The organism is Vibrio algarum (assembly GCF_028204155.1).
Lineage (GTDB): Bacteria > Pseudomonadota > Gammaproteobacteria > Enterobacterales > Vibrionaceae > Vibrio > Vibrio algarum.
The window spans coordinates 1,059,017-1,073,212 of sequence record NZ_JAQLOI010000001.1 but is presented as its reverse complement, the minus strand read 5'-3'; the positions used below and the strand labels follow the sequence as shown (position 1 = coordinate 1,073,212).

At 40.9% G+C, this 14,196-nt stretch carries 13 protein-coding genes; 4 read left to right on the top strand and 9 right to left on the bottom strand.

All coding sequences use genetic code 11. From position 1 onward, the window contains the following. Positions 1-2: 2 nt before the first annotated feature. A complete protein-coding gene (locus PGX00_RS05240; RefSeq protein WP_272133484.1) occupies positions 3-968 on the top strand; it encodes an ABC transporter permease in 966 nt (321 codons plus the stop codon). A 56-nt stretch (positions 969-1,024) separates the two neighbouring features. On the opposite strand, the gene prfC is transcribed toward PGX00_RS05240, so the two are convergent. From prfC to ubiT, 5 genes are all read right to left on the bottom strand, one after another. After that, positions 1,025-2,614: a peptide chain release factor 3 gene (prfC, locus tag PGX00_RS05235; protein ID WP_272133482.1), complete on the bottom strand. Its 1,590-nt coding sequence runs from the start codon at positions 2,612-2,614 to the stop codon at positions 1,025-1,027. Between the two features lie 219 nt (positions 2,615-2,833). Continuing rightward, on the bottom strand, positions 2,834-3,280 hold the full coding sequence (gene rimI / locus PGX00_RS05230; RefSeq protein ID WP_272133481.1) for a ribosomal protein S18-alanine N-acetyltransferase: 447 nt from the start codon (positions 3,278-3,280) through the stop codon (positions 2,834-2,836). Continuing rightward, the gene (locus PGX00_RS05225; protein ID WP_272133480.1) at positions 3,270-3,677 is read right to left on the bottom strand and encodes a DNA polymerase III subunit psi; all 408 of its coding nucleotides are present in this window, start codon (positions 3,675-3,677) and stop codon (positions 3,270-3,272) included. The genes rimI and PGX00_RS05225 overlap by 11 nt, the downstream gene beginning before the upstream one ends. An 8-nt stretch (positions 3,678-3,685) precedes the next feature. Beyond that, positions 3,686-4,189 (bottom strand): GNAT family N-acetyltransferase, encoded by a 504-nt coding sequence (locus PGX00_RS05220; RefSeq protein WP_272133478.1) that lies wholly within the window; start codon positions 4,187-4,189, stop codon positions 3,686-3,688. Continuing rightward, positions 4,179-4,700 (bottom strand): ubiquinone anaerobic biosynthesis accessory factor UbiT, encoded by a 522-nt coding sequence (ubiT, locus tag PGX00_RS05215; protein ID WP_272133476.1) that lies wholly within the window; start codon positions 4,698-4,700, stop codon positions 4,179-4,181. Before ubiT ends, PGX00_RS05220 begins: the two co-directional genes overlap by 11 nt. Positions 4,701-4,900: 200 nt before the next feature. Between ubiT and PGX00_RS05210 the strand changes: the two genes are divergently transcribed. The 3 genes from PGX00_RS05210 (at position 4,901) to PGX00_RS05200 (ending at position 8,979) form a co-directional block, all read left to right on the top strand. Beyond that, the gene (locus tag PGX00_RS05210) at positions 4,901-6,937 is read left to right on the top strand and encodes a sensor domain-containing protein (protein ID WP_272133474.1); all 2,037 of its coding nucleotides are present in this window, start codon (positions 4,901-4,903) and stop codon (positions 6,935-6,937) included. 131 nt (positions 6,938-7,068) lie between these two features. Then, on the top strand, positions 7,069-8,082 hold the full coding sequence (gene ubiU / locus PGX00_RS05205; RefSeq protein ID WP_272133472.1) for a ubiquinone anaerobic biosynthesis protein UbiU: 1,014 nt from the start codon (positions 7,069-7,071) through the stop codon (positions 8,080-8,082). A 12-nt stretch (positions 8,083-8,094) separates the two neighbouring features. Continuing rightward, positions 8,095-8,979, top strand: coding sequence for a U32 family peptidase (locus tag PGX00_RS05200; protein ID WP_272133471.1), 885 nt, complete (start codon positions 8,095-8,097; stop codon positions 8,977-8,979). Here PGX00_RS05200 and PGX00_RS05195 read toward each other — a convergent pair. The 4 genes from PGX00_RS05195 to pnp form a co-directional block, all read right to left on the bottom strand. Continuing rightward, complete coding sequence (locus tag PGX00_RS05195) at positions 8,906-10,294, bottom strand: MATE family efflux transporter (RefSeq protein WP_272133470.1); 1,389 nt, start codon at positions 10,292-10,294, stop codon at positions 8,906-8,908. The genes PGX00_RS05200 and PGX00_RS05195 overlap by 74 nt on opposite strands. A 50-nt stretch (positions 10,295-10,344) precedes the next feature. Beyond that, positions 10,345-10,755: a MarR family winged helix-turn-helix transcriptional regulator gene (locus PGX00_RS05190; RefSeq protein WP_272133469.1), complete on the bottom strand. Its 411-nt coding sequence runs from the start codon at positions 10,753-10,755 to the stop codon at positions 10,345-10,347. A gap of 112 nt (positions 10,756-10,867) precedes the next feature. Next, on the bottom strand, positions 10,868-11,794 hold the full coding sequence (gene nlpI, locus PGX00_RS05185; protein ID WP_272133468.1) for a lipoprotein NlpI: 927 nt from the start codon (positions 11,792-11,794) through the stop codon (positions 10,868-10,870). Between the two features lie 184 nt (positions 11,795-11,978). Further along, positions 11,979-14,102 carry a polyribonucleotide nucleotidyltransferase gene (pnp, locus tag PGX00_RS05180; protein ID WP_272133467.1) on the bottom strand — a complete coding sequence of 708 codons (2,124 nt, stop codon included), beginning with the start codon at positions 14,100-14,102 and terminating at the stop codon, positions 11,979-11,981. Between the last annotated feature and the right edge of the window lie 94 nt (positions 14,103-14,196).

Sequence of the window (14,196 nt, the reverse complement as noted above, 5' to 3'; positions counted from 1 at the left end):
TCATGTTTGAAACGATTATTTTAATGCTTGATGCAACAATACGTGTTGCCACTCCCCTTATTTTGGCATCACTTGCAGGTATGTTTAGTGAACGTTCAGGCATAGTGAACATTGCGCTAGAAGGTAAACTATTGGCCGCAGCATTTACAGGAGCGGCGTTAGCTCATGTAACTGGCTCGGCATGGCTCGGCCTTATTGGTGGTGTTACTGTATCGGTTTTATTGGCATTACTGCATGGCTTTGCCTCTATAACTCACCGTGGTGACCAAGTAGTCAGTGGTATGGCGATCAATATACTTGCGGCTGGCTTAACGGTAACACTTGGCCGTCACTGGTTCCATCAAGGTGGTCAAACACCTGCGTTATCTGGTGATGCTCGTTTTGCACCAATTCATTTGCCTGGTGCTGAATCACTAGCAGACACACCAGTCATTGGTCTTTTGTACTCCGAGTTACTTAGCGGCCACTCAGCACTTGAGTATTTAGTTGTACTCATTGTACCGTTAGCTTGGTATGTCATGTTCAAGACTCGTTTTGGCCTTCGTTTACGTGCCGTAGGTGAATCTCCGAGCGCTGTTGATACTGCTGGTATTTCCGTGGTTAAAATGCGTTATAGCGCAATGGTCATTTGCGGTATTTTAGTGGGTATCGGTGGGGTTTACCTATCTGTTGGTCAAACAGCACAGTTCATTCCAAACATGAGTGCAGGTAAAGGCTATATGGCTTTAGCCGCGCTGATATTCGGTAAGTGGAAACCATTTACCGCAATGGGTGCCTGTTTGTTATTTGGATTCTTAGATGCCTTAGCAATTCGCCTACAAGGTGTAAGCATTGGTGACTTCCCTATTCCAGTACAAGCCATCGAAGCGATTCCATATGTGCTAACTGTATTCCTACTTGCAGGGTTTATCGGCAAAGCGATAGCTCCAAAAGCAGTTGGTGTACCTTATACTAAAGAACGTGAATAACGACATAAAAAAATGGAGCCATTCGGCTCCATTTTTTTAATATTCATACACTTTGATTAGTGCTCTCGTGTCGCCCTAAACTGAATATCAGGGAAACGCTCTTGAGCCAAGTTTAGATTTACCATTGTCGGAGCGATGTAAGAAAGGTTATCGCCACCATCAAGAGCCAAATTCGCTTGCCCTTTACGTCTAAACTCATCCAGCTTCTTTTCATCATCACATTCAACCCAACGAGCAGTCGCGACATTAATGCCTTCATAAATCGCTTCTACGTTGTATTCTGACTTCAAGCGAGCAACAACCACATCGAACTGTAGAACACCTACTGCACCTACGATAAGGTCATTATTTTGTAAAGGACGGAATACTTGAACAGCACCTTCTTCAGAAAGCTGAACTAATCCTTTGAGCAGTTGCTTCTGTTTTAAAGGATCACGTAAGCGGATACGACGGAATAATTCTGGCGCAAAATTAGGTATACCAGAGAACTTAAGCGCTTCACCTTGAGTAAAGGTATCCCCTATCTGAATGGTACCGTGGTTGTGTAACCCTATGATGTCACCTGCATAAGCATGTTCCGCGCGAGAGCGGTCACCGGCCATAAACGTCACCGCATCAGAAATATTAATCTGCTTGCCAAGACGAACGTGGTTCATTTTCATCCCTTGAGTATAGGTACCAGAAACAATACGCATAAAAGCAATACGATCTCGGTGCTTTGGATCCATATTCGCTTGAATCTTAAATATAAAGCCTGAAAACGCCTCTTCCGTAGCATTTACTTCACGTTCATTTGCTTGGCGAGACAGAGGTTGTGGAGCCCATTGAGTTAACCCTTCTAGCATATGATCTACGCCAAAGTTACCAAGAGCCGTACCAAAAAATACTGGGGTCAGTTCACCAGCAAGAAACAGTTCTTGATCAAACTCATGCGATGCACCAATTACTAACTCCAATTCATCTCTGAGTTGTTCGGCTAACTCATCACCGATAGCAGCATCAAGTTCTGGATTATCTAACCCTTTAATTATGTTCTCATCTTGAATCGTGTGGCCTTGACCCGTCGAATAGAGGATCGTTTCGTCACGATGAATATGGTAAACACCTTTGAATTCTTTACCGCAGCCGATTGGCCAAGAGATAGGCGCACAAGCCATATTCAGCTCACCTTCAACCTCATCAAGCAGTTCCATCGGATCTCGAATATCCCGGTCCAACTTGTTCATAAAAGTAACGATAGGTGTGTCACGCAGACGTGTTACTTCCATTAGTTTACGAGTTCTGTCTTCGACACCTTTTGCTGCGTCTATAACCATCAGGCAAGAGTCTACAGCGGTTAAGGTACGGTAGGTATCCTCAGAAAAGTCTTCGTGTCCTGGAGTATCTAGAAGGTTAACTAAGCAATCATTAAATGGAAATTGCATTACAGAGGTTGTAACCGAAATACCACGTTCTTTTTCCATCTCCATCCAGTCTGACTTAGCATGCTGGTTAGACCCACGGCCTTTTACTGTTCCCGCAGATTGAATAGCACGTCCGAAAAGTAACACTTTTTCGGTGATGGTTGTTTTACCTGCATCTGGGTGAGAGATGATCGCGAAGGTTCTACGCTTAGAAACTTCACCTATAAAAGGGCTATTTGACATGGGTATGGATCTTCTAAATTGCAATACAAAACCGCTTAAAACAAAATGTAAAAAGCTAGCTTTGAGTAGTTAATCGAAATTGGCGCCTATTTTGTCCGATCTTGTCTCTTTAAACAATAAAAGTGTGCATAAAGCAGACTAACTTTTGTAATTAGAGAAAGGAATGTTCGAAATTAAAGGCATATTCAAGCTTATAAGCTAAGGGACAGTATAGAAACATCAAAAAAATAGATAACTCATGATTACTGCGTCTTCTTTACCTTTTTTACTTGGGTAATAATTGAACCGTCTATCGACTTCATTAAAGCCAAGAGATTCATACAGAGAACGGGCTTTGTGGTTACTTTCTCGAACCTCTAGCCAAGCGCTATCAGCCTTCGCTAATTCACACATTTCTAAAAAATGTTCAATTAGTTCTCTACCCAAGCCCCGCCCTTGTTTTTCTGGGTCTACAGCGACATTGAGTAAGGTTACTTCTCCGACAATGTTCTGGGCGTAAAAATATCCCGCCACTTTTTCATCGCAAAGTAATACATGGTGACAAGCGCCTCGGCTAGACACATCATTAATCATAGTTTGCGACCAAGGATGGCTGTGTGATGCTTGCTCTATTCGCCACACTTCCCGCAAATATATATCTACTAAAGGTTCTATTTTATTTTTCATAAGAACAGATTTGTTGCCACAAGTTTCGGCGCTCTAGGTTATTACCTTCTATTTCCTTTAAAAGAGGAGAAAGCAGTGTATTTATATCGAGTATTCCTGATTTCTCGCATCCAGAAAACCAGATCCAGCTCAGTTGATGTGACCCCAAAGAGACAACCTGTTCGGGGAAAATGTGCATTGTTTTCGATAAATCTAATCCCATGCTTCTCAACACTTTCTCAAACATGAATACAATGTCACCTTCTGGTTTCTCGGGCGAAACCAACAACAACCGACAAGAGTCAGGAAGATCAAATGTCTCCGTAAGATAGCCAGTCAGTCGGGAGGCATGAAGCAACTCCCAACTTTGAATATCCATTTCTTGAAGATATAGCAGGTCGGATTTATTATTTTTCATAAATTAAACTAGAGTTGGGAGAATTCAGGGCTGTATTCTATCAGGCCTTGCTTGCCTGAAAACTCATTCTCTGCGAGTTCTTTAACACGGAATGCGCCTTCTGGCACCTCCCAGATTGAACGCATATTAAATAAGTTAGAGTCTACGAAACCGTATCGACTATAAAAATCCGGATCACCCAAAACAACACAGCCTAAATAACCAAATTCATAAAGAGAGTCTAATCCTTCTTTGATCATATTGCTCGCGATACCTTGATTGCGAAATTCTTTTTTTACCGCAACTGGTGCTAAACCTTGCCAACCCAACTGCTCTCCATTGAGAGACACAGGAGTGAAAAGAGCGTATCCAATAAGTTCTCCCTCATCTGTACATGCAACAAGTGAGAGTGTAAATCGGCTATTTTCCCTTAGTGTCATCACTAATTCAGCTTCTGCATTGGTTTCAAAAGCAGATTTAAGTAAATTATTTATAGGTAAAATATCTGCTGGAGCTTCGGTTCTAATAAGCATTTGCTATTCCGTTTTGATCGTTTTCGCTACGCATACCTTTGTAAACAAAGTCTGCTAACTCATTGATGAGTATCTGAAGGGGCCTTGGTAATGCATCCAGATCAACACTGTCCATTAAATTCTTAACCTCTAAACCCAACTCCGTGTCACCTTCAATTCTTAGACGTCTTTGGAAAAACAGCGTGTCTGGGTCTTCTTTTCTCCCAGCGATGAGTACTAAATCGTTCAAATTACCTGCAAAACTAACATCCTCAGAAATCGAGTTTTTCGCGATAATTAATTCATCATTCTCATAACTTATAAACCACTGAAGGTTCAAATCTAAAATAGTGATTTTCAACCACTTATCTTGCAAAAACTCGAAGTCACCATCCTCCAAGGCTTCATGGAAAACCTGTTTTAGCCCTTCAAATAACATCTTATCTTGTAGGGGCTTAGGTAAAAGTTGGACTGGAGATCTCAAAATTTGAGCTGCGTTTTGCACTAATTGAGTTCGAAGCTTGTTTAACACTACAGAATTCCGATACTTTATTTAATCATTCTCGCCATGATAGTGGATATCAAATGATAATTCCTGTTATGTATCATAAAAAGCACACCTGATACTCAGATCTCTTTTATATCCGGTGTTTCACGGTTATAGTAAATAATAATCTCAGATAAAATGAATGTTATTCATTCAGTTGCTTAATATAGAGCGGTAGAAAATTAATGCCAACAAAGCAGTTACAGCACTGGTTTTCCAAACTCACGGATGCCAGTCCATTTCTCTTTGCTATTTTAGATAAAGAGCATAACTACGTTAGCGTCAATGAACGGTATTGTGAGATTGCAGGCCTGTCAAAAGATGAACTCAAAGGGCTAAATGACTCAAAAGTCCTAGGTGATCGATTTTACAAAACGCTTGAGCCTTTTTATGAGCGCGCATTTGACGGTGAAAGTATAGAAACGGAAATCACACTGAATGACGACGAACACGATACTAGCATTCATTTTAGTGTTTCTCCGGTTATGGTTGAAAACAAGGTTGGTTTTATTTGTTTTCACGCTATCGACACGTCAGAAAAGCAAATTCTTACTCGCTCCCTAGCAGAGTCCGAAGTTAAATTTTCTACGCTATCTGATCTATTGCCAGACGGCTTAATACTTGCTGAAAACAACACTATTATTTCAACCAATCCAATAGCCTTACGTTTATTAGGATTTTCCGAGGTAGAGGATTTATTAGGTGAACAAATTAATCGCCTATTTTTAGATGAAAATTCCAAAACTATCTTTAATGAATCATTTACTGATCAACTAGTAAATGAACCCATTGTTTGCTTAACCAGTGCACGCTGTGGTGTTGAGCGTAAAGTTCGATTAAGCGCGGCAAAAACCACTATTTTAGGCAGCGATTCAATCATAATTATTATCGAAGACGCCGAGGTAAACCATTCAGGGTCAACAGACGATCGACACGACTCCCATTATGATTCGTTAACCAAACTTTATAACCGTTATGGTTTTACAAGACGTCTCGAACATTTTATCGACAATGATATTCCCTTAGTGATGCTTTATCTTGATATCGATAATTTTAAAAACATCAATGACTCTTTAGGGCATCATATCGGTGATAAGGTCATCAAAGAAGTCTCTTCTCGATTGCAAAGGTTACTTCCTTCACAAGCTATTTTAGGGCATTTAGGAGGCGATGAATTTGGTATTATACTGCCTGAACCAGAACATAATAGAGCAACGGAATCTCTAGCTGAAAAAATCATCTCACTTATCAATCAACCTTTCGATCTTCACCACTTTAGTAAACGCCTGGCCTGTTCCATCGGTAGCGTAATGTTTCCTGGTGATGGAAATGACGCTCGTGTTTTATTACAAAATGCCGATACAGCGATGTATGAAGCGAAAGACAGAGGTCGCAATCGTCTAATCAAGTATCATGACCAGATGAACAAAGAAGCGCGCATGCGCTTATGGCTTGAGATTGAATTACAAAAAGCGCTACAACAAAATGGTTTAGAAGTTTGGTATCAACCTAAAGTCAACGCCCGAGATTTCAGCATAAACGGTGCTGAAGCTCTTATCCGATGGAAACATCCAATTGAAGGTTACATAAGCCCTGCGGCTTTTATACCTGTGGCTGAAAAGGCAGGGCTAATAGAGCATTTAGGTCGAGTCGTTATGCGCGAAGTGTTTGCTACAGTTAAGCGGTGGAAAATTCAAGGTATCTTACCAGGACGGGTAGCAATCAACCTTTCTCCAGAGCAATTCGGTAATCCTAAGTTAATTGATTATATGGAAAAACAGTTGCGCACAACCGAGCTCGATCCTAGTTGCATTACCTTTGAGTTAACAGAAAGCGCAGTAATGAGCGATAGTGAACACACACTTCAGATGCTTAAAGCGATCAAGAATTTAGGGTTTGCACTCTCTATTGACGATTTCGGAACCGGTTATTCTTCACTGTCCTATTTGGCTAGATTCCCTATCGACGAACTAAAAATTGATCGGGCGTTCATTAATGATATCGATAAATTACCAAAACAAGTGACGGTAATAGAAAATATCATCAATTTGGGACGTTCGCTAAATCTGACGGTCGTAGCTGAAGGAGTGGAAACCAGACAACAAGCAACACTTCTTTCCAATTTGAACTGTCATTCAATTCAAGGCTTCCATTTTTATCGTCCACAGCCCAAACATGATATTGAAGAATTACTCGCACAAAATCGAAGACACAAAAATTAACAAAATTAGAGCAAATTTTATACATTCGTGTGTATTTCTATAGGCAGAGTCATACAAACCTGCCTTATATCAAACTTATCCCTAAACATAATCCATAAAATGCAACAATCAAGAATTATTGGTTGGCTCTGATGGAACTATTATGCCCTGCAGGTAACTTACCTGCACTCAAAACTGCTGTCGACTGTGGTGCCGATGCTGTCTATATAGGATTTAAAGACGATACAAACGCAAGGCACTTTGCAGGCTTAAATTTTACAGGTAAAAAATTAGAAAGAGCCGTACAGTATATTCGTGACCACGATAGAAAACTTCATGTTGCCTTAAACACCTTTGCCCACCCTGACGGTTTTGAACGTTGGACTAAAGCTGTGGACAATGCCGTTGCATTGGGTGTAGATGCTCTGATTATTGCAGACGTCGCGATTCTAGAATATGCAGCAACGACCTACCCTGACCTAGAGCTACACCTTTCGGTTCAAGCGTCTGCAACCAATGTTGCTGCTGTTAATTTTTATAAACAAAATTTTAATATAAAACGGGTTGTGCTACCGCGCGTATTATCTATTCACCAAGTAAAGCAACTCTCTCGCACTATACCTGAAGACGTCGACCTAGAAGTTTTTGCCTTTGGCAGTTTGTGCATAATGGCGGAAGGACGATGTTATCTTTCCTCCTATATGACTGGTGAATCACCTAATACCGTTGGTGCATGCTCACCCGCAAAGTATGTCCGATGGCAGGAAACAGCGAATGGACTCGAATCTCGTCTGAATGAAATATTGATTGACCGATATAATGAAGGTGAAAACGCAGGCTACCCAACTTTATGTAAAGGCCGATTTGATGTTAATTTGGATGGTGACGACAAGCGTTACCACGCACTAGAAGAACCAACCAGCTTAAATACATTATCTTTATTGCCTGAACTATTCGCTGCTAATGTCGCCTCCGTTAAGATTGAAGGCCGCCAACGAAGTCCAGCTTATGTTGAACAAGTAACTCGAACATGGCGTACAGCGATTGATCGGTACAAAGCTAGCCCAGAAACATACCATGTTGAAGACCAATGGAACCAAGCCCTTGCCAACGTTTCTGAAGGCACTCAAACAACGCTCGGTGCTTACCACCGTAAATGGCAGTAATTGGAGATAAGCATGTCTAACGAACTACAATATGCCCTTGGCCCTTTACTCTATTTCTGGCCAAAACAAGATGTTGAAAGCTTCTACGAAAAAGCAAAAACATCTAACGTTGATATTATTTACCTTGGTGAAGCCGTATGTTCAAAACGGCGGTTAATCAAACCTAAAGACTGGTTGAGCCTCGCTAAAGAGTTATCCGCTAGTGGGAAACAAGTCGTACTATCTACTATGGCCTTACTTGAAGCGCCTAGTGAAGTAAACGTTATGAAAAAATACATAGATAATGGCGAATTTGCCATTGAAGCGAATGACGTTTCCGCAATCCAACTAGCGCACGAGCATAAGGTTCCTTTTGTTGTTGGCCCTGCCGTAAATACGTATAACGCACAGACACTCAACCTATTCCTTAAAAAAGGAATGACGCGTTGGTGTATGCCAGTTGAACTTTCAAAAGAGTGGTTACAGCAAGTATTAGTGCAATGTGATGCGCTTGGCATCAGACATCAGTTTGAAATAGAGGTTTTTAGCCACGGTTATTTGCCCCTAGCTTATTCAGCTCGATGCTTTACTGCCAGAGCCAGAAATAAACCCAAAGATGAATGTGAAACCTGCTGTATCGATTACCCTACTGGGCTACTGGTGAATAGCCAAGAAGGGCAATCTGTATTTAATTTAAACGGTATTCAGACACAATCAGGTTATTGCTACAACTTGATCAACGATTTACAAGGAATGAAAGGGTTAGTCGATGTAGTCAGGTTGAGTCCACTTAATATTGAAACATTCAATAAAGTCGATCAATTCCGTGAGAACGAAAACGGCTCTAACCCAGAGAAACTAGAAAACTTTCAATGCAACGGATATTGGCATCAATTGGCTGGCTTAGAAAGGACGTGAAGATAAGGGGCACTTTGCCCCTTTTTTTCTTTATCATATAAATTAGTGCTGCACTTAAAACGATATTCGAAATTGGATATGCCAGCCATACGCCTGTTAACCCAAAGGATTTTGGTAGAACATATAAAAAAGGCAATTGCACAACCATATTTCCTATTGTTGTAAACATCGCTTTCTTGCTGCAGCCTATCGCCTGGTAGTAAGCTGCAACAACGACAATAAAACCATCAAGAAAAATAGCAAAAATATGAAGCCTAATTCCTATAATAGCTTGCTCCATAAACTCTTTATCATCGTTATTAAAAACCCCAACAATTTCCACTGGGTAAAGGTTCAATACAACGACAAAGAAAATACCCAACAAAATAGCCGTCCAACAAGCGATACTAAATAGCTTTTCTACCGCATCGTATTTTTTCGCACCATAATTAAAACTGACTAAAGGTTGCATACCATTTGCTATCCCCTCAGCGACCAAATAGTACATTGTGACGATGTAGCCTAATACAGCATAAGCACCAATAGTAAGAACCGTGCCATATTGTATGAACATCCAATTATGTACTGCAACCATAAAAGCGCCATAAATGTACATGAACATGCTTGATGACCCTATTAAAAAGATCTGAGGAACATAAGAAAACCGAAAATTAAATTTAAATAAAGAGAGCCTCATATTTGCGTATTTAGTAAAGAAATAGCCAATACCCAATAACGTCACTACAACTTGGGCGATCATTGTGGCTATCGCTGCTCCTCTAAGTTCCCAACCAAAAACCCCTATAAATAGGTAATCAAGTCCAATATTAACAAGAGCACCTAATATCATTAAGAACGTAGCGTAATTAGGGCTACCGTCATTACGTAATAAAAATGGAATCGCTATCGAGCCTAAAGAAAACAAACTACCGATGATTAAAACATCCAAATACTGCTGCCCAAGTTCAAGCACTTTACCTTCAACACCCTGTGCTAGCATAAAGAACTCAGAATATTGCCATAGGATCAGAGCAATAATTGGAAACAGCATCATGATCAGAGCTAAGCCAGTACTGATTGCTTCTTTGGCTCTTCTTTCGTTTCCTGCACCACTGTTAATAGAAGCAATGGCTCCAGTCCCCACTCCAATCATCATTCCTATACCAAGCACTGTTGCGAGCATTGGCCATGCAATGTTTATCCCTGCTAATCCATCAGCTCCCATATAACGACCGATAAATATCCCATCGACAATTTGATATAGCCCATTAACCAACATCGCGGCCACGGTTGGTAATGTATATTTCCAGAACTGCTTATAAATAGGATCGATCATTCTCTTTCACTCTGTTAGCCAGGCTAACTAAATTGGTAAAATTTTTCTTTTTATTTGAGCATCTTAGATAAGATGCTTACTAGTTGCTCTGACTCTTGCTCAGAAACCTTGCTCTCAAGCTTCTCTGTTACAATCTTATGGACCTTATCTTCAAGCGATAAAGCTTCGACTGCTTTCTTTGTTAGTACCACTCTTTTCGCTCTCGCGTCTTCCGAACAAGCTACTCGCTGCACTAACGACTTCCTCTCCAACCTTACCACCATATTGGATGCAGACGGTTTAGTTACCATCATCTCAATCGCTAAATCGGTAATTCGAATAGGTTCAGGTGAATACTGGATGACTTTAAGATAATCAAATTCGTTGAAACTCAATGATGACAAAGGATCATCTTTAGCGTGTACCCGCCATTCCTTCGACATGAAGCGCTCTAGCTCGATCAAACAATTTTGAAATGACATTTGGGATTCAATTATAGTTAGTCAAGCTAACTATAATAATGCGAATATGTAATTTTGCAAGAAAAAACGCCAGACTGAAAGTCTGGCGTTTTCTGTGTCTCGTAATTGAAAGTCAACTTCCTTCTATTACTTCAACTTTATTCTCTTCGACTTTCTTAGCTTCTTCTTGCATTGCTCGAACTTCATCATATATACGCCCAAGCTCTAGAAAGGAGTACCTATGTTCTACGTACTCATACACATTAAATGATAATGCCAGTTTATAGAGGGCAATCGCATCAGCATATTCCCCTGAAAATTGATGCCTCTTACCTAAATAAAAGTAAGTCTCTGTTAAACGCTGCGCTAGCATTACGTTATCTCTCGTACCATTTAAGACCGCTTTAAAAGCTTGCTCTTCACTCACGTCATCGAGCATTATGGCAACTAAAACCCATCCCCATCCTTGGTTTTTATCGGCATAGCGAGCTCTTAAGTTTTCTTCTGCTTTTACTGGATCAACTTCACGTTCAATGATATACAGCCATAACGCGCGGAAAGGATCTTCAGGGTTATCCAAATAATGCGCTTGCATCTCTTCGTAAGAGAGATCTATTCTATCTCCATAATAAAGGGCAATGGCCATATTACGTTCGGCATATTCGTTGGTAGGGTCGAGCTCTAAAGTCGAATCAAAAGCTTCATAAGCTGCATCATATTCACCGACCTGAGTAAAATAAACACCAAGCAAATTAAATATATCTGGTTGAGCAGGATTAAGGCTTAGTGACTGGTTGAAATCTAATCGAGCCAAATCACGCAGGCCAACGCTATCATAGTAACTGCCTCGCTCATAAAACATTTTAGCCCTAACTTCATTTTCTAAGTCTGGACGTATTAGTAATTGGTTTAACCTCGCTATCTGTACTTCCTGCTGAATGCTCGCTTGCAGTGGTACAGCCATAGGTGGATAAACCCATTGGTTAGACTCATTAGTGTTGGTAGCACAACCTGAAAGTACCATCAGTAATCCCAGACTTGCCATTTGAAACCATTTCACAGACGCATATCTCCTTTTGAACTCAACAATTTCTACATAACCATTCACTAATAAAATAAGAAAAGGGGGAACAATCATGTTCCCCCTTTTATAACACGCTTTATGCTAAATGCGCTAGAAAAGCCATTATCTCTCAGAGATCTATATTCCCAGAAGAGGGGCTTAACTAGCTAAGATACAGAGCTTACTCAGCTTCTGGAGCTTGTGCTTCTTCAGCTGGTTTGTCTTGTGCTTCTTTCATACTTAGACGTACACGACCTTGACGGTCAATTTCCAGTACTTTAACTTTAACTTCTTGCCCTTCACTTAGGTAATCTGTCACTTTCTCTACACGCTTGTCTGCGATTTGAGAAATGTGTACTAGACCATCTTTGCCAGGAAGAATCGTTACGAATGCACCGAAGTCTGCTAGACGAGCAACTTTACCAACGTAAATTGTTCCTACTTCTACTTCAGCAGTTAGTTCTTTAATGCGATTGATTGCATCTTCAGCTTGTTCGCCAGAAGTTGCTGCAATCTTAACAGTACCATCGTCTTCGATTTCTATAGTTGTACCTGTTTCTTCACAAAGAGCACGAATAACAGCGCCACCTTTACCAATAACATCGCGGATTTTATCGGTATTGATCTTCATTTGGTGAATACGCGGAGCAAACTCAGAGATATCGTCACGAGCGCCAGAAATAGCTTCATCCATTACAGAAAGAATGTGCTTACGTGCACCTTGAGCTTGGTTAAGCGCAATTTGCATGATCTCTTTAGTGATACCTTCTATCTTGATATCCATCTGAAGTGCTGTGATACCTTCGTTAGTACCTGCTACTTTAAAGTCCATATCACCTAGGTGATCTTCGTCACCAAGGATGTCAGAAAGGACAACAAAGTCGTCACCTTCTTTAACAAGACCCATTGCGATACCAGCAACAGAGGCTTTAATTGGAACACCAGCGTCCATTAACGCTAGAGATGTACCACATACTGAAGCCATAGAAGAAGAACCATTAGACTCTGTGATTTCAGATACTACACGAACCGTATACGGGAACTCTTCAACAGAAGGCATAACCGCTTGGATACCACGCTTAGCCAGTTTACCATGACCAATTTCACGACGCTTAGGAGACCCAACAAAACCAGTCTCACCTACACAGTATGGAGGGAAGTTATAGTGTAGAAGGAAGTGTGATTTCTTCTCACCAGTTAGTTCATCGATAATCTGAGCATCACGTTGTGTACCGAGCGTAGCTGTTACCAATGCTTGAGTTTCGCCACGAGTAAATAGTGAAGAACCATGGGTACGTGGTAGAACACCAGTACGTACGTCTAGTGCACGAACCATGTCTTTTTCACGACCATCGATACGAGGGTTACCGGCAATAATACGACCGCGAACGACGTTTTTCTCTAATGAACCAAGCATTTTTTTAACTTCGTTCACGTCTAGATCTTCGTTTTCAGCAGTAAGCGCAGCCACTACATCAGACTTAATTTCGCCAACTTGCTCATAACGAGCCATTTTTTCAGTGATTTGGTAAGCTTCCGTAAGACGAGCTTCCGCTAGTTCAGCAATCTTAGCTTTAAGATCAGCATCAACCGTTGGTGCAACCCACTCCCATGCAGGAGTAGCTACTTCTGCTGCAAATTCATTAATTGCAGAGATAACAACTTGTTGTTGGTCATGACCAAACACTACTGCTGATAGCATCTCTTCTTCAGTTAGGTTGTCTGCTTCTGATTCAACCATCAGTACAGCACCTTCAGTACCAGCAACAACAAGATCTAGCTTAGATGCTTCTAATTCTGTATTACTTGGGTTTAGTACAAGCTGACCTTCGATGTGACCAACGCGAGCAGAACCGATAGGACCGTTAAACGGGATACCAGAAATAGCAAGAGCTGCAGAAGTACCAATCATTGTAACAATGTCAGGTTGAACATCTGGGTTTACAGATACAACAGTCGCAATAACTTGAACTTCATTTTTAAATTCGTCAGGGAATAGTGGACGGATTGGACGGTCAATTAAACGCGCAGTCAATGTCTCACCTTCAGATGGGCGACCTTCACGTTTGAAGAAACCACCTGGAATTTTACCAGCAGCGTATGTACGCTCTTGGTAGTTAACTGTTAGAGGGAAAAAGTCTTGTCCCTCAACTGCTGCTTTTTTACCAACAACAGATACAAATACAGCAGTATCATCCATTGTTACCATAACAGCAGATGTTGCTTGGCGTGCAATTACGCCTGTTTCAAGAGTGACAGTGTGGTTACCGTACTGGAATGTTTTTACGACAGGATTCGCGAACATTATATTTCCTTTCATATAACTGGATTCTGAACTATCAGAATCACATAGTGAATACACCTTTCTGTATTACCAATCGCGACTAATAAAAAATATC